Origin of the sequence: Nocardioides piscis (assembly GCF_011300215.1) — a bacterium.
Taxonomy (GTDB): domain Bacteria; phylum Actinomycetota; class Actinomycetes; order Propionibacteriales; family Nocardioidaceae; genus Nocardioides; species Nocardioides piscis.
The window spans coordinates 336,482-355,305 of the sequence record NZ_CP049866.1; the positions used below are offsets into that span (position 1 = coordinate 336,482).

The 18,824-nt window shown below is 68.8% G+C and carries 16 protein-coding genes and 1 pseudogene; 10 read left to right on the forward strand and 7 right to left on the reverse strand.

Annotated features, from left to right (window positions below; all coding sequences use genetic code 11):
- Nucleotides 1-28: 28 nt before the first annotated feature.
- Nucleotides 29-217, reverse strand: coding sequence for a DUF1918 domain-containing protein (locus tag G7071_RS01750; RefSeq protein WP_166314108.1), 189 nt, complete (start codon nt 215-217; stop codon nt 29-31).
- 148 nt (nt 218-365) lie between these two features.
- Between G7071_RS01750 and G7071_RS01755 the strand changes: the two genes are divergently transcribed.
- On the forward strand, nt 366-1,298 hold the full coding sequence (locus G7071_RS01755) for an acyl-ACP desaturase (RefSeq protein WP_166314111.1): 933 nt from the start codon (nt 366-368) through the stop codon (nt 1,296-1,298).
- Between the two features lie 147 nt (nt 1,299-1,445).
- Here G7071_RS01755 and G7071_RS01760 read toward each other — a convergent pair whose 3' ends face one another.
- Both G7071_RS01760 and G7071_RS01765 read right to left on the reverse strand, forming a co-directional pair.
- Nucleotides 1,446-2,684 carry an HNH endonuclease signature motif containing protein gene (locus G7071_RS01760; RefSeq protein ID WP_166314114.1) on the reverse strand — a complete coding sequence of 413 codons (1,239 nt, stop codon included), beginning with the start codon at nt 2,682-2,684 and terminating at the stop codon, nt 1,446-1,448.
- 283 nt (nt 2,685-2,967) lie between these two features.
- The gene (locus tag G7071_RS01765; protein ID WP_166314117.1) at nt 2,968-3,180 is read right to left on the reverse strand and encodes a hypervirulence associated TUDOR domain-containing protein; all 213 of its coding nucleotides are present in this window, start codon (nt 3,178-3,180) and stop codon (nt 2,968-2,970) included.
- A gap of 120 nt (nt 3,181-3,300) precedes the next feature.
- Here G7071_RS01765 and G7071_RS01770 point away from each other — a divergent pair, with 120 nt between their 5' ends.
- Both G7071_RS01770 and G7071_RS01775 read left to right on the forward strand, forming a co-directional pair.
- Nucleotides 3,301-3,714 (forward strand): hypothetical protein, encoded by a 414-nt coding sequence (locus G7071_RS01770; RefSeq protein WP_166314120.1) that lies wholly within the window; start codon nt 3,301-3,303, stop codon nt 3,712-3,714.
- Nucleotides 3,715-3,877: 163 nt separating this feature from the next.
- On the forward strand, nt 3,878-7,000 hold the full coding sequence (locus G7071_RS01775) for a M14 family metallopeptidase (protein WP_166314123.1): 3,123 nt from the start codon (nt 3,878-3,880) through the stop codon (nt 6,998-7,000).
- On the opposite strand, the gene G7071_RS01780 is transcribed toward G7071_RS01775, so the two are convergent.
- The 3 genes from G7071_RS01780 to nrdR form a co-directional block, all read right to left on the reverse strand.
- Nucleotides 6,966-7,406, reverse strand: coding sequence for an ATP-binding domain-containing protein (locus G7071_RS01780; RefSeq protein WP_166314126.1), 441 nt, complete (start codon nt 7,404-7,406; stop codon nt 6,966-6,968). The two genes, G7071_RS01775 and G7071_RS01780, sit on opposite strands and share 35 nt — an antisense overlap.
- Before the next feature lie 105 nt (nt 7,407-7,511).
- Entirely contained in the window at nt 7,512-10,406 is a 2,895-nt protein-coding gene (locus G7071_RS01785) for a vitamin B12-dependent ribonucleotide reductase (protein WP_166314129.1), read from the reverse strand.
- A gap of 102 nt (nt 10,407-10,508) precedes the next feature.
- Complete coding sequence (gene nrdR, locus G7071_RS01790) at nt 10,509-11,027, reverse strand: transcriptional regulator NrdR (RefSeq protein ID WP_166314132.1); 519 nt, start codon at nt 11,025-11,027, stop codon at nt 10,509-10,511.
- Between the two features lie 400 nt (nt 11,028-11,427).
- Between nrdR and G7071_RS01795 the strand changes: the two genes are divergently transcribed.
- The 3 genes from G7071_RS01795 (at nt 11,428) to G7071_RS01800 (ending at nt 13,311) form a co-directional block, all read left to right on the forward strand.
- Nucleotides 11,428-11,985: a hypothetical protein gene (locus G7071_RS01795; protein ID WP_166314135.1), complete on the forward strand. Its 558-nt coding sequence runs from the start codon at nt 11,428-11,430 to the stop codon at nt 11,983-11,985.
- Nucleotides 11,891-12,466: a DUF6318 family protein gene (locus G7071_RS19900; RefSeq protein WP_425489423.1), complete on the forward strand. Its 576-nt coding sequence runs from the start codon at nt 11,891-11,893 to the stop codon at nt 12,464-12,466. Before G7071_RS01795 ends, G7071_RS19900 begins: the two co-directional genes overlap by 95 nt.
- 287 nt (nt 12,467-12,753) lie before the next feature.
- Nucleotides 12,754-13,311 (forward strand): hypothetical protein, encoded by a 558-nt coding sequence (locus G7071_RS01800; protein ID WP_166314138.1) that lies wholly within the window; start codon nt 12,754-12,756, stop codon nt 13,309-13,311.
- A gap of 197 nt (nt 13,312-13,508) precedes the next feature.
- Here the strand turns inward: G7071_RS01800 and G7071_RS01805 are convergent, their stop codons facing one another.
- Entirely contained in the window at nt 13,509-13,877 is a 369-nt protein-coding gene (locus G7071_RS01805) for a LysM peptidoglycan-binding domain-containing protein (RefSeq protein WP_166314141.1), read from the reverse strand.
- A gap of 341 nt (nt 13,878-14,218) precedes the next feature.
- On the opposite strand from G7071_RS01805, the pseudogene lexA reads away from it, so the two are divergent.
- The 4 genes and pseudogenes from lexA (at nt 14,219) to G7071_RS01825 (ending at nt 18,817) form a co-directional block, all read left to right on the forward strand.
- Nucleotides 14,219-14,907, forward strand: a pseudogene (lexA, locus tag G7071_RS01810) (transcriptional repressor LexA).
- A 96-nt stretch (nt 14,908-15,003) separates the two neighbouring features.
- Nucleotides 15,004-15,807, forward strand: coding sequence for a phosphatase PAP2 family protein (locus G7071_RS01815; RefSeq protein ID WP_166314144.1), 804 nt, complete (start codon nt 15,004-15,006; stop codon nt 15,805-15,807).
- A 6-nt stretch (nt 15,808-15,813) separates the two neighbouring features.
- Nucleotides 15,814-17,523, forward strand: coding sequence for an alkaline phosphatase D family protein (locus tag G7071_RS01820; RefSeq protein ID WP_206062877.1), 1,710 nt, complete (start codon nt 15,814-15,816; stop codon nt 17,521-17,523).
- Nucleotides 17,516-18,817: an alkaline phosphatase family protein gene (locus G7071_RS01825; protein ID WP_166314147.1), complete on the forward strand. Its 1,302-nt coding sequence runs from the start codon at nt 17,516-17,518 to the stop codon at nt 18,815-18,817. The genes G7071_RS01820 and G7071_RS01825 overlap by 8 nt, the downstream gene beginning before the upstream one ends.
- Nucleotides 18,818-18,824 lie beyond the last annotated feature (7 nt).

An 18,824-nucleotide genomic window follows, 5' to 3' on the forward strand; every position in this document is an offset into this window, starting at 1 on the left:
ACCTGGAGATGTGGTATTGGTCCGCGACTCACTGGCTCCCGGGCAGCACGTGGGCATCGGCGCCCGGATAGACGAGCCCTTCGTGCCCGTCGTTCCACTTCACGACGTATGGCGGTGCGCCGTCCTCGCCGCGGACCTCGACGATCTCGCCCCGCTTGGCCGCCGTGCCGGTCCTGTTGCTCTCGGCGACCAGGGTGTCGCCCACCTGCGCGTGCATCTCAACACCTGCCTCTTCTCGCGGACCTCTGCTCCTCCCCACGATGCTCCCGATTGCGTCCGTGGACAAGACGGACAATGGGGCTCAGTGCGTCGCGGCCTCGCCCAGGCCCATGGTCACGAAGCCGCGACGGGTGTAGGCATGGAACATGGCCGTCCTGGAAACCGCCCAGCTGCTCGCGGAGCTCGAACCCGCGGTCGCGGAGAACCTCAACCGCCACCTGGCGACCGCCGACGAGTGGATGCCGCACGAATACGTGCCCTGGAGCCTCGGGCGGGACTTCGCCGACCTCGGCGGCGACCCATGGGAGGTGGCCCAGTCCCAGCTGTCACCGATCGCCCGGACGGCGCTCGAGGTCAACCTGCTGACCGAGGACAACCTGCCCAGCTATCACCGCGAGATCGACCGGGCCTTCGGCCGCGACAGTGCGTGGGGCACCTGGGTCAACCGATGGACCGCTGAGGAGGGACGGCACGCGTTCTGCATCCGCGACTACCTCCTCGTCACCCGGGGCGTCGATCCGGTGGAGCTGGAGCGGGCACGGATGGAGACGATGGAGATCGGCTATGACGCCATCGACAAGCCGCTGCTCAACGTCTGCGCCTACGTGTCCTTCCAGGAGCTCGCGACCCGGGTCTCGCACCGCAACACCGGGCGCTACACCGAGGAGCCCATCGCCGACAAGCTGCTCAGCCGGGTCGCCAAGGACGAGAACCTGCACATGATCTTCTATCGCAACATCGTCACCGCGGCCCTCCAGCTGGCCCCGAGCCAGACGATGCGCGCGATCACCGAGGAGGTCGTCGGCTTCCAGATGCCGGGCAACATCATCCCCGGCTTCGCCCGCAAGGCGGTCCAGATGGCGAAGGCGGGGATCTATGACCTGCGGATCCACCACGACGACATCGTCACTCCGCTGCTGCGGCAGTGGGGAGTCTGGGAGCTCGAGGGTCTCGACGCCGACGGGGAGAAGGCGCGCGACGAGCTCGCGGAAGCCGTGGCGGCGCTGGACGGCGAGGCCACGCGGTTCGTCGAGCGGCGGGACGAGGCGGCGGCCAAGAAGGCCGCGCGCATGGGCTAGCCCCGGGCGTCAGCGGGGCTTGACCGCCTTCGAGACCGCGCTCGGTGAGCTCCAGCCGACGGCGTTCCTGGCCCGGACGGGATGGGCATCGAGAGGTCTTGCGATCCGTTCTCCTCGACCTCGCCCGGGTCTCTCACCCTCTGCAGCTCAGGTCCGCCTGCTGAAGAGCACCTTCCCGTGCTTGTCGAGGGAGTGCTGGAAGGCGGGGTCGTGGATCAGCGTGTGGTGCCTGGAGCAGAGCAACCTCCCCTGCTCGACGCTCGTCCCACCGCCCTTCGACCAGGCGACGTCGTGGTGGGCGTGACACAGACCGGGCGGGGCATCACAGCCAAACGCGGTGCAGCCGCCGTCGCGCACACCCATCACGACCCGTTGGGCCTCGGAGTGGAAGCGTCGCTTGCGCCCGACGTCGAGGACCACGCTCCGCCCGCCCAGCACGACCGGGATGACCCCGGCCCTGCACGCAAGACGACGAGCCTCACCGGCACTGATCCGCCCGCCGGTGTCCAACGACGCGGCCTTGAGGCCGCCCAGCAGCGTCTCCAGCTCCATCGTCACCACCACCGTGGCCGGCACCCCGCCGGCCGACGGCACCGTGTCGGGTGGGCGGGACTCGATGTAGTCCATGAACGCGCGACCCATCCGGTGACGCGACAACACCCGCTCCCCCGGCTCGGTCGCTGGGCGGGACGTCGAGGCCAACGCCATCAGGTGCTTGCGCAACATCTCCGCGTGCAGCGTCGGCAACGTGAACCGGCCATGGCACCTCCCGTGCCCGTCGTCGCTCATCGTGAACGACGCCGCCGCCCGCGCCTCGCGCTCCTCCGCCTCCAGCCGACGCGCCTCCTCCGCATCAGCGGCCTCGGGATCGATGACCTCGAGCAGCCGCCGACCCAGGATCCGCAACGCCTTCGCGTCATGGTCACGCGCCTTGTCCAACAAGAACTCCGTCGCTGCCGGAGACACCCACTCGGCGACGTCATCGGGCAGCGCATCGACCGCGTCCACGATCACGCTCGCCTGATCGGTCAACAGACCACCCCCAGCCAACGCGTCACGGACGCAGCCGTGTCGCTCGAGAGACTCCGCCAGCCGGCGGGTGCGGTGCGCCTCGGCGCGCGTCGTCCGGGTCTCGTGGGACCACCAGCTCGTCGTCGACACGGCCCCGGTGTCGAGCCCGGTGTCGACCGTCTCGCCATGACGCAGGACCCGCATCAACAGCTCGTCCAGTTGCGCCCGCGCCCGGGTCAGGACCACCAGCGTCTCCCCCGCCTCACCCGAGCCCATCGACCACAACGGCACTTCCGCGACCGACTCGACGGCGTCGGCACACCGGCGCGCGGCGGCCGCGACCTGGTGGTCGAAGGAGTGAGGGAGCGCCGTCATGAGAGCACTCTTCCAGAGCCCACCGACAACGGCCGGGGCCCTGGCGCCCCTGTCCACAAGCACGACAGAGGGCCAGTTTCTCCGTCGTTGAGCGGCCGGCGTCGTACGTGATGGGTCACCGGAACACGGCGCCGCGTCATGCTGGCGCTGGCTCGCGTGTATGCCGCCGCCCGCCGCGCTGCCATCCGTGCGAGGTCGTGCACCTAGCCACGCGCGGGGCGATCCGTCCCATTCCCGCAGATGTCGTCGGGATCAGGTCGGCGTGAGGCTGCACTCTGGTCAGCTACGCGCGCTCGACCTCGCTGCTCAGCTTGAGGACAGTGGTGCCGTCCTCCTGCTCGATGACGTAGGCCGGGTCACCGTCGCTCCCGTTGCGGGTGACCTGATTGCCCTTGGTCGTGCGCGTCACCTTGTCGTGGTGGACCTCGACGACTGTCCCCGTCGCCCAGGACGATCCCCACTTCCACTTGACGGTCGTGCCCGTTCGGATTCCCATGCCACCAGCATGGCATCGCTGGCCGTTCGGGTCGGCGATGCCGACGGCCGCGCACCAGGCCCCGCCGATACCCTGCGATCGAGCAACAAGCGCAACCGATCATCACCGAGGGGGTCTCTGATGGCTGCTCCTCTCGAGAGACCCATGACCCACCGGACCCCGGGCCGGTTGGCCCTTCGTGAACGCCTGGGCCGAGCCAGGACGCTGCGGTATGCCGCGGTGATTGCGGCCGCTGTGTCGATCCTGGTCGTCATCGAGCGCGTCGACGACACCAGTCGTGAGGCATGGACGTCCCAGGCCGAAGACATCGAAGCAGCACTGGACGCACGCTATGAAGAGCCCATCACCTACAAGCGCGCCTACATCCCTGCGGATCGTGGGGTTCGAGTCGCGACCGAGACGGTCATCGTCGACGGCGCCTACCACTCCGACTGCACTGCCGAGCTGGTCAAGGACAACGACGTGTTGGTCGACGCGAGACTGGTCTGCGAATCGCCCATCACCTTGACCCCCGAGCCGTCCACCGGCCCTTGAGGGCGGCGTCATCGGACGCGACGACCAGCTTGCCGTTCTTCACCTTGTAGACGATGCCCTCGAAGGTCGTGGGTGGGTGTTCGAACCTGCCCCTTCTTCGGTATTCCCCTCGACCCCGCCGAGTGGCAGTGTGATCTGAATCACATCCATCTCGGAGGTTGTCATGCGTCGTTTCGTGTCCGGATGCATCACTGCGGTCGTGGTCGCCGTACTAGGCGTGGGGCTGGCGCCACCTTCGTCAACGTCCCCCGGCGCTTCGGCGGCTCCCGAGGCAGAGCAGCGCCTCGACGGCTACACCGCTCGAGGCGTCACCTCCGACCAGCTCGGCAGCCTCGCCAGCCAGGGCTACGACCTCCATGAGGCGCACCCCACCGGCGACACCACACGGGTCGACCTGGTGCTCACGGCCAAGGAGGCGCAGAAGCTTCGCGGCCAGGGCATCGACGTCCGCCTCGCCAGGGTCAAGGGCGGCAAGACGGTCCGCCAGTTCGCGGCCGCCCAGGCAGTGAACGGATACACGGTGTGGCGTTCGTACGACGAGCCCGGCGGGTTCCGTGACCAGCTCGTGGCGGCTTCCAAGACGTATCCCGGCGTCACCAAGCTGGTGAAGCTCGGCACCACCTACCAGGGGCGCGACATCCTCGCCCTCAAGGTGACCCAGGGGGCACGCGGCCGCAAGGACGGGTCCCGCCCGGCAGTCATCTTCAGCGCCACCCAGCACGCCCGTGAGTGGATTGCGCCCGAGGTCACCCGGCGCTTGATGAACACCTACCTCGAACGGTGGGCCGCCGACGACGAGGCGACGAAGAAGCTGCTCCAGGAGACCGAGCTCTGGTTCGTCCCGGTGATGAACCCCGACGGCTACGAATACACGTTCACCGACGAGCGACTGTGGCGCAAGAACCTGCGCGACAACAACGGTGACGGCGTCACGCAGGTCGGCGACGGCGTCGACCCCAACCGCAACTTCCCCTCCCACTGGGGCTACGACAACGAGGGCTCCTCGCCCATCCCGTCGAGCGAGACCTACCGCGGCCCGTCCCCGGGCTCCGAGCCGGAGTCCAAGGCGGCCATGAAGCTCTTCGAGACGGCCAAGGCAGAGTTCATGGTCAACTACCACTCCAATGGGCGCTGGCTGCTCTACAACGACGGCTGGCAGATCGGCACCCCGACGGCCGACGACCCGATCTACTACGCCCTCTCCGGCAACCTCGACCAGCCGGCGATCAAGGACTATCACCCGGGCCTGTCGTCGGACGTCCTCTACATCACCAACGGCGAGATCGACGGCTACGCACAGGAGGCCACCGGCACCCTGGCCTGGACGCCGGAGCTCTCTCCCGGCTGCCCCGGCTGCGGCTTCGTCTTCCCCGACGACGAGCAGCTCGTGCAGGAAGAGTTCGAGCGCAACCTGCCCTTCGCCGAGTCGGTCGCCGAGTCGGCGGCCGACCCCGACGACCCGAAGTCCTCGCTCGGCATCAAGACCGAGCCCTTCTACCTGAACAGCGCGGACGCCTACAAGTCGGGCATCCCCAGCGTCCAGCTGAGCTTCACCAAGTCCTTCGGTGACCAACAGCCCGTCGCCGTACTCGCGAAGCGGAGCCTGGGTGCGGTGACCGCCAAGTGGAAGATCAACGGCGGGCCGACGCAGTCGGCGCCCACCCAGGAGTGGGCCGGCGGCGACCGGTTCGGCATGACGTCGACGCACTACCGCCAGATGCGCGGCGTGGTGACCGGGACGGAGCCGGGCAACGACGTCGAGGTGTGGTTCGAGGGTGGCGGCGAGACAAGCCCGTCCTTCACCTATCGCGCCGTCTCGGACTCGGGCAGCGACGTGCTGGTGGTCGCGGCCGAGGACTACACGGGCGCTTCACCAGGTCCGTACGCCGGGCCGCGCTACCTCAACTACTACCTCGAGGCACTCCAGGCGAACGGCGTGGCCGCCGACGTCTACGACGTGGACGCCCACGGCCGGGTGGCGCCCGACGCACTCGGCGTGCTGAGCCACTACGACGCGGTCATCTGGTACACCGGCGACGACGCCGTCACCCGGACGGCCGGCCGCGGCCCGGGCAACGTCGACCGGCTGGCGCTGGACGAGATGTATGAGTTCCGCGCCTACATGAACGAGGGCGGCAAGGTGATGTACACCGGCGACCTCGCCGGCGCGCAGTACTCCGGAGCGACGGTCGGCACCCAGAGGTACGACCCCCAGGGCGAGATCGCCTGCAACCCGCTTCCCGCCGGGGTCGACGCCCGTCGGTGCCTGGCGCTGCGCGGGTCCGGGGACGGCATGAACGACGTGCTGCAGTACTGGTTCGGTGGCTACCTCCAGGTCCCGGGCGACGGCCACGACGACAACGGGGATGTCTACGACGTCACCGGGCTCGACGATCCGTTCAGCGCGATCGACTGGAGCATGAACGGCCCCGCGTCGGCCGACAACCAGGACGCCACGTCGTCGTTCATCGCGACCAGCGGCATCCTGCCGATCGCCGAGTTCCCGCAGTTCGAGAGCTGGCCGTCAGCACGATGGGACAAGCCGGGCGGACCGTTCGAGCCGCACACCGGCCAGCAGTACGTCTACAGCCAGATCGCCGACGTGTCCTACAAGCGGCTGACCAGGACGGTCAACGTCCCGGCCGGCGGCGGGACGCTCGACTTCTGGACGTCGTACGACACCGAGATCGACTGGGACTACGTCTTCGTCGAGGCCCGCACCCCTGACGGCACCGACTGGACGACGCTGCCCGACCTCAATGGCCACACCTCCCAGGCGACCGGCCTCAGCTGCTCGTCCGGCTGGCGCGAGCTCCACCCCCAGCTCGACTACTACCAGACCCTCGACGAGGCGACGGAGACCTGCACTCCCACCGGGAAGGCCGACGGCGACTGGCACGCCGCGTCCGGCAACTCCGCCGGCTGGCAGGAGTGGAGCGTGGACCTCAGTGAATGGGCCGGTGGCCCGGTCGAGGTGTCGATCAGCTACGCGAGCGACTGGGGCACCCAGAACCTGGGCGCCTTCATCGACGACGTGACCCTGCCCGACGGCACTAGCACGTCGTTCGAGGGCGGCGAGCTGGACGGCTGGACGGTGTCGGGCGCACCCCAGGGCAGCTCGGCCAACGGCAACGACTGGATCGTCACCACTGCCGGCGGTTTCCCGGTCGGCGCCGGGATCACGACGCCCGACTCGCTCCTCCTTGGTTTCGGGTTCGAAGGGATCGCGACACCGGCAGAGCGCAACCAGGTCATGGGGAGGGCGCTGACGCACCTGCTCCCCTGAGATGTCCGAGCGCACCAGTCAACCCCAGTCGCCTGGCAACCTCGTCGCCGCCCACGCGCCGGACCGTGTCGGGGTCCCCGATCACTACGAGCACGTCGGTCGCTCGCGACATCCCGACATACAACCTCTCGCGTGCCCGGTCACGAGCACCGTCCTCGTTCAGGCACAGCACGACGGCCCGACGCTCGAGGCCCTTGCAGCCGAGGACGTGGCCATAGAAGACGTCGTCGTCCCAATAGGTGCTCCAGTAGCCCTCCTGGTCGTGGAACTCGGTGTGCTCGACCTGCACCGGGTGTCGATGGCCGGTCGTGAGCAGGGCGATGTTGCGCGGCTCCCAACCGTCTTCCAGGAGCCGGTCCACCTCGTCGTCGGCAGCGCCGATCGCCTCGGCCATGGACGACTTCACGAACCGGACAGCAGGCCCATCGCCACCTCGTGAATACATCCGGCTCGGCGCGAGGGGCCGAACGACTCATGGATCTGCCTGGTGTTGCGCAGGTTCAGATCATCATCAGCTACAGCCGCTGGTGCTCCCGCAGCCCTCGCACACGTAGCACGAACCAGCAGGCCGCATCTTCGTCCCGCACGTCATGCAGAGCGGGCTGTCGACCGCCGTACCCGTGAGCTTCTCGAAGAGCTCAGCCGTGGTCTTGGCCTCGCCGACCACCGGCTGGGCCGGGACCTGGCGGGCCTCGTTGCCATGGGTGTCCTTGGTCTCGACGTCCTCGATGACCTCGGCGTGGGCCGCCGGGGCCTCGACGAGCTCGGAGGCCGAACCGGTCTCCTCGAAGCTCGGTTCATAGGAGCCGGTCTCGAGGTGGCGCTGACGCTCCGCGGCGGAGTAGATACCGAGAGCCGAGCGCTCCTCGAAGGACATGTAGTCCAGGGCCAGGCGACGCCAGACGTAGTCCATCAGCGACTGCGCCATACGGACATCCGGGTCGTCGGTCAGACCGGCGGGCTCGAAGCGCAGGTTGGTGAACTTCGAGACGTAGGTCTCGAGCGGGACGCCGTACTGCAGGCCGATCGACACGGCGATCGAGAACGCGTCCATGACGCCGGCCAGGGTCGAGCCCTGCTTGCCGAGCTTGAGGAAGACCTCGCCCAGCTCGCCGTCGTCGTGGGCACCCGAGGTCATGTAGCCCTCGGCGCCACCGACCGTGAACGAGGTCGTGCGCGAGACGCGCGACTTCGGCAGGCGCTTGCGCTTGGGGGCATAGACGACCTTCTCGACGACCTTGGTCTCGACAACCTCGTCGACGGTCTCGCCCTGGTCCTTCTTCGCCGAGTCGGAGCGACCGTCGGACAGCGGCTGGCCGACCTTGCAGTTGTCGCGATAGATCGCGGTCGCCTTGAGCCCCAGCTTCCAGGACTGCATGTAGACGTCCTCGATCTCCTCGACCGTGGCGGTCTCGGGGAGGTTGACCGTCTTGGAGATCGCGCCGGAGAGGAACGGCTGTGCCGCCGCCATCATCCGCACGTGGCCCATCGGCTTGAGCGAGCGGGCGCCCATCGCGGTGTCGAAGATCTCGTAGTGCTCCTGCTTGAGACCCGGCGCGTCGATGACGTGGCCGTGCTCGGCGATGAAGGCGACGATCGCCTCGATCTGCTCGGGCTGGTAGCCCATCTTCTTCAGCGCCCGCGGGATCGTCTGGTTGACGATCTGCATCGAGCCGCCACCGACGAGCTTCTTGAACTTCACCAGCGAGAAGTCGGGCTCGATGCCGGTGGTGTCGCAGTCCATCATGAAGCCGATGGTCCCGGTCGGCGCGAGCACCGAGGCCTGCGCGTTGCGGAAGCCGTTCTTCTCGCCGAGCTTGATGACGTCGTCCCAGGCCTTCGAGGCCAGCTTGTGCACGCGGCCGTCCTCGGTGTGCAGGACCCGCACCACGTCGTTGGCGGCCTGGTGCTTGCGCATGACCCGCTTGTGGGCGTCGGCGTTGCGCTGGTAGCCGGCGTAGGGACCGACGATCCCGGCCAGCTCGGCCGAGCGCTTGTAGGACGTGCCGGTCATCAGCGAGGTGATCGTGGCCGCCATCGAGCGCCCACCCTCGGAGTCATAGCCCAGGCCCATCGCCATCAGCAGGGCGCCGAGGTTGGCGTAGCCGATGCCGAGCTGGCGGTAGTCGCGCGTGGTGTCGCCGATCGCCTCGGTCGGGAAGTCGGCGAAGCAGATCGAGATGTCCATCGCGGTGATGATGAACTCCACGGCCTTCGCGAACAGCGCCGCGTCGAAGGTGTCGTCGTCCTTGAGGAACTTCAGCAGGTTGAGCGAGGCGAGGTTGCACGAGGAGTTGTCGAGCGACATGTATTCCGAGCACGGGTTGGACGCGGTGATCCGCCCGGTCTCGGGGTTGGTGTGCCAGTCGTTGATCGTGTCGTCGTACTGCAGGCCCGGGTCGGCGCAGGCCCAGGCAGCCTCGCTGATCTTGTGGAAGAGCTCGCGGGCGTCGACGCGCTCGATGACCTCGCCGGTGCCGCGGGCACGCAGGCCGAAGTCGGTACCGTCCTCGACCGCACGCATGAACTCGTCGGTGACGCGGACCGAGTTGTTGGCGTTCTGGTATTGCACGGACGTGATGTCCTTGCCGCCGAGGTCCATGTCGAAGCCGGCGTCGCGCAGGGCGCGGATCTTGTTCTCCTCGTTCTTCTTCGTCTCGACGAACTCCTCGATGTCGGGGTGGTCGACGTCGAGCACGACCATCTTGGCCGCACGACGCGTGGCGCCGCCCGACTTGATGGTCCCGGCGGAGGCGTCAGCACCGCGCATGAAGGAGACCGGGCCGCTCGCGGTGCCGCCGCTCGAGAGCAGCTCCTTGGACGAACGGATGCGGGAGAGGTTGAGGCCGGCGCCGGAGCCGCCCTTGAAGATGAAGCCCTCTTCCTTGTACCAGTTGAGGATCGAGTCCATCGAGTCGTCGACGGAGAGGATGAAGCACGCGGAGACCTGCTGCGGCGAGGGGGTGCCGACGTTGAACCACACGGGGCTGTTGAAGGAGAAGTACTGGTTGACCAGCAGCCAGGTCAGCTCGTGCTCGAAGACCTCGGCGTCGGCGTCGCCGGCGAAGTATCCGTGCTCGATGCCGGCCTTGGTGTAGGTCTTCACGACGCGGTCGATCAGCTGCTTGAGGCTCCACTCGCGCACGTCGGTGCCGACGGCGCCGCGGAAGTACTTCGTGGTGACGATGGTCGAGGCGTTGACCGACCAGAAGTCGGGGAACTCCACACCACGCTGCTCGAAGACGGTCTCACCGGTCTTCCAGTTGGTCTGGACGACGTCGCGCCGCTCCCAGGTGATCGCGTCGTAGGGGTGGGTGCCCGCGGTGCTGAAGACGCGTTCCATCTTCAGGCCGCCGCCCCTCTTCGCGCCCTTGCGTGCCGCGCCGGTGACAGGCGTCTCGGTCATGGGTTCTCCTTCGAATCCCTCGTGCTTGGAAACTTCATCGGGTCCTGCTGCGTTGGTACGCCCGGCACGCGGCTTCCCCACCACGTGCCGGGCAGTTCTGGGTCAGCCGGTTCCGGCTGGTACGGCGATGGGCTCGCCGTCGGCCACGTCGCCCGTGACGTCGCTGTGGGCGAGCCGGCGCTCGGTCTTGAGCATCTCGATCTCGTCCTCGAAGTCCTCGGCCGACTCGAACGCGCGATAGACGCTGGCGAAGCGGAGGTAGGCCACCTCGTCGAGCTCGCGCAGCGGGCTCAGGATCGCCAGCCCGACCTCGTTGGCGTTGATCTCGGCCTGGCCGGTCAGCCGCAGCGCGTCCTCGACCGCCTGGCCGAGGCAGGCCAGCTGGTCCTCGGTGACGGGGCGGCCCTTGCAGGCCTTGCGGACACCGGAGATGGCCTTGTCGCGGTTGAACGGCTCGCTGGCGCCGCTGCGCTTGAGCACCATCAGCTGCATCTGCTCGACCGTGGTGAAGCGCTTCTCGCAGCTCGCGCAGACCCGACGGCGGCGGATCGAGGTGCCGTCGTCGGCGACCCGGGAGTCGAGGACCCGCGTGTCGGTCTTGCGGCAATAGGGACAGTGCATCGCGGGCCTCCTTCCGGTTCTGAGTGCGGGCGCGGCGGAAACACCCTCACGTGGGTGTCAACGCTTGTGGAACAGTCGATGTTTCCTGTGGAGAACTCGTCTGCTGCTGTGCACTCCGATCCAGCTCCTGTGAACTAGATGTGGAGAACCACAACGGTGTAACTACTAGATGTAGTGGTTACCGTACGTCGCTGTCCGAGGCGTTGGCAAGTGGGGAGAACTAGCCATTTCGGGTCATCTCGGGGGTGCAGGTAAAACCGCAGGTCAGTGGCCCGCGCCACACGAAATCGAGTGGTCCGACCCGGCGTGTCGACCCCGGTCGGGTGGTGTCGCGCGGTGGGTCGACATCGGCATACGCGATCTTGGTCCGGGTCGGGGCCGCATCGGACACAATGGCGCCGTGGCCACCGGGAAGCGAGCAGCAGCGAGGCGGGGACCGCGACCGAAGGCGACCTTCAACCGCCCGGCTCTGCTGTTCGCGCTGGCGATCACGGGCTGCCTGATCGCGTGGGGCTACCTCGTCTATCTCGCGATCGACTTCGGCACCTCGGCGCGCTCCGGCGAGACGGGCGCCTGGGGACTGTTGGCGCTCGCCTCGCTGGGCGCCGTCGCCTGCCTGTTCGCGGGGTTGCTGTTCGTCGCACGCCTGCTCCGGGCGCTCGGCATCACCAAGCCCCCGAGGACGACGACGCTCCCCCGCGACCACCCGCCGCGAGCCGCCCGCCCGGTGGCCGGCGCGCCGCCCGCTGACGCTTCATCCACAGTGCGGATCCAGGGGTCGCCTCCGCGCCTCGACTCCCCTAGCGTGATCCCCGTCCGGCTCGGGGTCCGGACGCTCTCGGGGAAAGAAGATCCAGATGGTCATGTCATTCGTACGGCGCGTAGCGCTCACCAGCCTCGCGCCGCTCCTGCTGCTCGGCGCCTGCGCCGAGGACAAGCCGGATCCGCCGGCGGCTGAGCCCACCTCCTCGCCGCCGAGCGTGACGGCGTCGGCGGCGGAGCCCTCGGCGTCTGCCGAGCCGACCTTGCCGCCCGAGGCGGAGGGGACTGGGCCCGAGGCCGCTGAGGCGTTTGTGCGGCACTACTTCGCTGTGGCGAACTACGCCCAAGCTTCAGGTGATGCTCGGGGACTACGTTCACTTGGGACTGACAAGTGCATTGCCTGTCAACGCTCAGCGCAAGCGGTCGAGGACATCTACAAGCGAGGGGGCCAGGTCGTCGGCGGGGACGCCACCGTCGACGACGTTCGGGTCACAAACCCTCAGAACGGCAGCAGGCCACAGTCGACTTGGGTCGAGGCGACAGTGACGAACGCGGAACAGACCGTCTCTGGCTCCGGCAAGCTTGACGGCACCTACCCTGCGGCAACTGTTCGGATGTACTTCGAACTGATCCCGGTCGGAGATCGTTTCCGGGTAACGCAGTGGGGTCAGAAATGAGCGCCCGCCACGTCCGGAGATTGGTCGCTCTCATGGGGGCTGCGACTTACGCGGTCACCCTCGCAGCGTCCGCGCACGCTGCAGATGACGAGGTCGGCGCCAAACCCGCCGGCAACGTCATCCAAGTGCAGGGCGAACTGACAAGTCCACCGGTCATATCGGATAACTCAGCCTCCTCTCATGCAGCAGCCGCGTCGAGCGCACCCGCCGCAACACCAGCACTACCTACGGTCACGGTCCCCTGCGGAGAGGGGCCAGTGACGGTTGCAGGATCACCCGACGGCCCGATGCCCGTCGTATGCCCCCCGATGCCGGCAACGCCGACGCCCGAGGAGCCGACAGTCGACGCACCGGCCCCACAGGTCGACATCCCCAGCGAGATGCTGACGGCCTTCAAGCAGGTCACCTTGCCCAGCTCAACGATCAGGGTGCAGCCACCCGGCGGGAAGACGTTGGTCAACTTCGACACGATCTTCTCCACGAAGGCCGAGCGCCACCAGATCGACGTCCACCTCGACAAGGTCGACATCGACGTCGTCCTCGAGGTCTGGCCCAGCTCCTTCGCCTGGCACCACGGCGACGGCACCAGCCAGACGACCACGATCCCAGGCCGCGCCTGGACCGAGGGCGACGAGGTCAGCCCCGACAACGGGTTCGTGGTCCACCGCTACACACGTCTGCACAAGGCTGCCCCGGTGAGCGTCGACACGACGTGGTCGGCCCAGTTCAAGGTCGCGGGCCAACCCGCGTGGCAGCCGGTCGACGGCACCGTCACCATCGCCGGCCAGCCGATCACCCTGCGCGTCCTCGAGGCGACGCCCGCCCTGGTCGCCGGACAGGGCTGACGCTCCGGCGCACCAGACGCTCAGCCCACTAGGTGTGGATTCGGTGTCGCAGGGTGACACCAAAGCCACACCTAGTGCGTTGCCCGGCCGTCGCAAGTCCGACGAAGACGCCGAGGGGCGGGCCACGCGTGGTGGCCCGCCCCTCGTCTTCCCCTGTCCGCCAGCCGGGGTCGAATCGGCTGGCGGAGGACTGGTGGTCAGCTGTCGCTGACCGGAACGCGGAGCTTCTGCCCCGCGAAGAGCTGGGCCGACTCGAGGGCGTTGAGCCGCTCGATCTCACGCATCGTCGTGCGGATGTCGTCGCCGGTCTCGAGCTCGGCAGCGATCCCCCACAGGGTCTCGCCGGAGCCGACCATCACGATCTCGGTGGGGGCGGCCTCCCCGGGCGTCTCGGAGCCGACTGCCACCGCACCCAGGAAGAACGCGGCGACCAGGGCCAGCGCGAGGGAGGCGAGGAACACCACGGCACGGCCACGACGAGTCAGGCGCACGGTCGACTGGGGTCGGCGCGCGGCTCGAAGGGCGCTCGGGGCGGTGAAGACGGGAGAGATGCTGAGGGTGCTCATTGTGGCCTCCTGGGGAAGATCAGCCGGTCGTGGTTCGTCGAGCAATGTCTAGACGTGACCACCGACAACGGCGGGAAGTCGAAGAGACGTTCGATCGAACACATGAGCGAGACTAGATCACCTGTTCGAACGAATGCAAGCCTTTGGGCGAACGAGTGTTCGAAGTCATGCCACAGCGCCGGAGCGCGAGGGTGCATCACGCAGGATCGACACGCCGTTCGAACAGATGTTTGATCAACCGGGCTCGGGGCGCCTAACCTGTTCAACACACCCAAGGTGAGGCGAAGGAGCGGGACGTGGCCACGAGCAAGGACAACGGCAAGCAGGGCAAGGTCGTGCCGATGCCCGACGGACCCCCGGACGCCACCGGGCTGACGCCCCGACAGCAGCGGGTGCTCGCGACGATCAAGGACGCGATCGAGACTCGCGGCTATCCCCCGAGCATGCGCGAGATCGGCACCGCGGTGGGACTCACCAGCTCGTCGAGCGTGGCCCACCAGCTCAAGACGCTGGAGGAGAAGGGGTTCCTGCGCCGCGACCCCAACCGGCCGCGCGCCCTCGAGGTCTTCCTGCCCGAGGTGATGGCGGCCCGCCGCTCCATCTCCAGCGCCGAGGAGACGTCCTACGACGAGACCGACATCGGCAACACGGCCCCCAGGCGACCTACGTGCCCATGGTCGGCCGGATCGCTGCCGGCGGCCCGATCCTGGCCGAGGAGCGGATCGACGAGGTCTTCCCCCTGCCCAAGTCCCTGGTCGGCGACGGCACCCTCTTCATGCTCGAGGTGTCCGGCGACTCGATGATCGACGCCGCGATCTGCAACGGCGACTACGTCGTCATCCGCCAGGAGCAGACCGCGTCCAACGGCGAGATCGTCGCCGCGCTGATCGACGGCGAGGCCACCGTGAAGACCTTCCAGCGCAAGGACGGAAAGGTGTGGCTGCTTCCGCACAACCCGGCCTACGATCCGATCGATGGCACCCACGCAACCATCCTCGGCAAGGTCACGGCGGTCCTGCGCCGCGTGTGACCTCAGGGTCTCCCCTGAGCCGGCCGCAGCCGGTTCAGGGGTGCGCCGCGCGCATCCCCGATGCGGCCGAGCGCTCCCGGAGGGTGCACTGGCTCGGTGACCACACTCCTGCCCGCGCGCACCCGCCCACTCGAGCCGACCACCGCGGCTCCCGCCCTTCACCGGGCCTTCGTCGGCGCGCGGGAGCTCGGGTTCCTGGCCGTGGTCTATGTCGGCTATGCCGTGACCCGGGTGCTCGCTGACGACTCCTTCGCGCCCGCCCGCGAGCGCGCAGCCAGGCTGGTCGCGATCGAGCAGCCCCTCGGCCTGGGGTTCGAGCAGCCACTCAACGACTGGTTCGCCGGCCACCACCTGGTCGGGGCCGCGGGTGCCTTCCACTACGCCAGCGCCCACTACCTCGTCACCGCGGCCGTGCTGGTCTGGCTGTTCGTGCGGCGCCCATCGACATACGTCGTCGCGCGCCGCACCCTCGTCGTCGCGACCGTGGTCGCCCTCGGGGTCTACCTCCTGGCCCCCACCGCGCCGCCGCGCCTGGTCGGCGGCTTCACCGACGTCCTCGCCCAGCACTCCGGCGCCGGCTGGTGGGGCGCGGAGGCGAGTGCGCCCAAGGGGCTCGGCGAGCTCACCAACCAGCTGGCTGCGTTCCCGAGCATGCATGCCGGCTGGGCGCTCTGGGTGGCGCTCGCCGTCGCCGCCTCGACCCGGCACTGGTTGCCGCGCCTGGTCGCGTGGAGCCACGCGGTCGTCACAGCGCTTGTCGTGATCGGCACCGGCAACCACTGGACCCTCGACGTCGTCGCCGGCTGGGCGCTGATCGCGTTCGTGTGGCGGGTGGCCGAGACGGCAACACTGGATGAACAACGTCTCGACCCCGTGATCTCAGGCGCCCTGCGTCGTTGAGCAGGCGTGACCCCACCCGCATCCAGCGCCGTACGGCGGCGCACGATCCTGGCCGGCACCGCCGCCGCCGGCACCACCACCGCCCTCGCGACCACTGTCGCCAACCCGGCCGGGGCCGAGGCAGCGCGCCGCGAAGTCTTCGCACACGGTGTCGCCTCCGGCGACCCGATGCCCGACCGGGTGGTGCTGTGGACCCGCGTCACGCCGACCAGGGACGCCACCCCCGGCTCGGGCAAGGGGCCGCGGGTGAGCGTGCAGTGGGAGGTCGCGACCGACCGCCGCTTCCGCAAGGTCGTCCGCCGCGGTGAGGTCGTCACCAGCAAGAGCCGCGACCACACCGTCAAGGTCGACGCGACGCGGCTCAAGCCCGCCCGGTGGTACTACTACCGCTTCACCTGCAAGGGCCAGCACAGCCCCGTCGGCCGCACCCGCACCGCCCCGGCCGACAACGCCACCCCCGCCAACCTGCGGTTCGGTGTCGTCTCCTGCGCCAACCTGCAGGCGGGCTGGTTCAGCGCCTACCGGCACCTCGCTCGACGCGACGACCTGCACGCGGTGATCCACCTCGGCGACTACCTCTACGAATACGCGCCGGGCGAATACGGCTATGGGCAGAAGGACGTCGACGTCCGCCCTCACGTCCCCGCGCGCGAGATGGTCGCGTTGGGCGACTACCGCCAGCGGCACGCGCAGTACAAGCAGGACCCCGACCTCCAGGACCTGCACGCGAGATATCCCTTCATCGTCACCTGGGACGACCACGAGTCGACCAACGACGCCCACAAGGACGGCGCAGAGAACCACCAGCCCGACGAGGGCGACTGGGCAGCCCGCCGAGCGCGAGCCCACCGTGCCTATGACGAGTGGATGCCGGTGCGGCTCAACGACACCGCCCGGCTCGGCGACGGCACCCGGCTCTTCCGCGAGCTGAGGTTCGGCAAGCTCGCGCAGCTGAGCATGCTCGACCTGCGCACCTATCGCGACGAGCAGGTCGCGACCGCCGCCCCGACACCGGTCCCGAGCCTGGAGGCGAAGGTCAGTGATCCCGACCGGACGATCGCCGGCCGCGCGCAGCTCGACTGGCTCAACCGGTCGCTGCGTCGGGCCAAGCCACAGTGGAAGATCGTCGGCAACCCGGTGATGATCGCGCCTGTGACCTTCGCCCAGGTGCCCACCGAGCTCGTCGACCCGGTCAACGACGTCACCGGCATCCTGCCCCGCGACGGTGCGCCCTACAACGTCGACCAGTGGGACGGCTACACCGACGACCGGCGCGAGGTCTTCGCCGGGATCCGCGACCGGCGGCTGCGCGACGTCGTCTTCCTCACCGGCGACATCCACTCCGGCTGGGCGTGCGACCTGCCGCTGGATGCCGCCACCTATCCCGCCAGCGAGTCCGCCGGGGTGGAGTTCGTCTGCACCTCGGTCACGTCCAACAACCTCAAGGACATCACCGGCGCCCCCTCGCGCACCGCGTCCTTGGCAGTGGAGGCCACGATCATGGCGAACAACCGACACGTGAAATATCTGAACTTCGACGACCACGGCTTCTCGGTCTTCGACCTGACCCCGGCCCGCGCCCAGATGGACTACTTCGTCATCGGGGACCGTGCCGATCCGAAGGCCGGCGTCTCCTGGACGGCGTCCTGGGCGACCGAGTCGGGCACCAACCGCGTCGTGCCTGTCGACGCTCCGGTCGGAGGCCGCCATGTGTGAGACCCGGTCGACCGCGTTCGCCAGCGGCCTGACGGAGATCCGCACCGGTCGCCGAACGCTCCTCGCCGCTGCCGGCACCGGCATCGCCCTCTCGACCCTCGCCGACTTCGACCCGGCCGAGGCAGCCACGACCCGCAAGCGGGCCTATGTCCTGGTGCTCGACGGCTGCCGCCCGGATGAGATCACCCCGACGCTGATGCCGCGCACGAGCGCGCTCCGCGCGGTGGGTCTCAACCATCCCTACGCCTCCTCCGTGCCGATCATGGAGACGCTGCCCAACCACGTGATGATGATGACCGGCGTGCGGCCCGACCGCGGCGGCGTCCCGGCCAACGCGATCTTCGACCGCTCGCTCGGCGCGGTCCGCGAGATGGACCAGCCCTCCGACATCAGGACCCGCACCGTCATCGAGCGGCTCAACCGGGCCGGGCTGACCACCGGCACGGTGCTGTCGAAGGAATACCTGTACGGCGTCTTCGGCGGCCGCGCCACCCACCGCTGGGAGCCGGCGCCGATCGTGCCCGTCTCCGGTCACGCGCCCGACGCGTTCACGATGGACGCCACTCTCGAGATGCTGGCGCAGCACGACCCCCACCTGATGTTCGTCAACCTCGGCGACATCGACCGGGTCGGCCACACCGACCTCACCGGCCCGCTCGGTCTCAAGGCGCTGCGCCAAGCAGCGCTGGCGACGACCGACGCCCAGGTCGGCCGCTTCGTCGACGCGCTGAAGGCGACCGGCAACTGGCGCAGCTCGATCGTCGTCGTCCTGGCCGACCACTCGATGGACTGGTCACGACCCGACGCGGTGATCAGCCTGTCGCCCGCCCTGGAGGCCGACCCCCTGCTCACCGGCAAGGTCCAGATCGCCGACAACGGCGGTGCCGACCTGCTCTACTTCACCGGCCCCGCGGCCGAGCGCGACGCCGCAGTGGCGCGGATGATCGCCATCGCCAAGGCCACGCCCGGCGTCCTCGGCGCCCACGACCCCAGGCAGACGAGGTGGCTGCGCACCGGCCCCCTCGGCGGCGACGTCGTCGTGTTCTGCAAGGCGGGCTGGCGCTTCAGCGACCCCTCGGTGCAGTCCAACCCGATCCCCGGCAACCACGGCCACCCCGCCACGAAGTCGATCCCGTTCTTCATCAGCGGCGGCCACCGGCGCGTGCCCGCCGGGGCCAGCCGATCGGCGGAGGCACGCACGATCGACGTGGCGCCGACGCTCGCCGACTTCTTCGGTGTCGGTGCGCCTCGCGGCGGCTATGACGGACGGTCGCGGCTGCCGCGCCGCGCCTGAGGCGAGC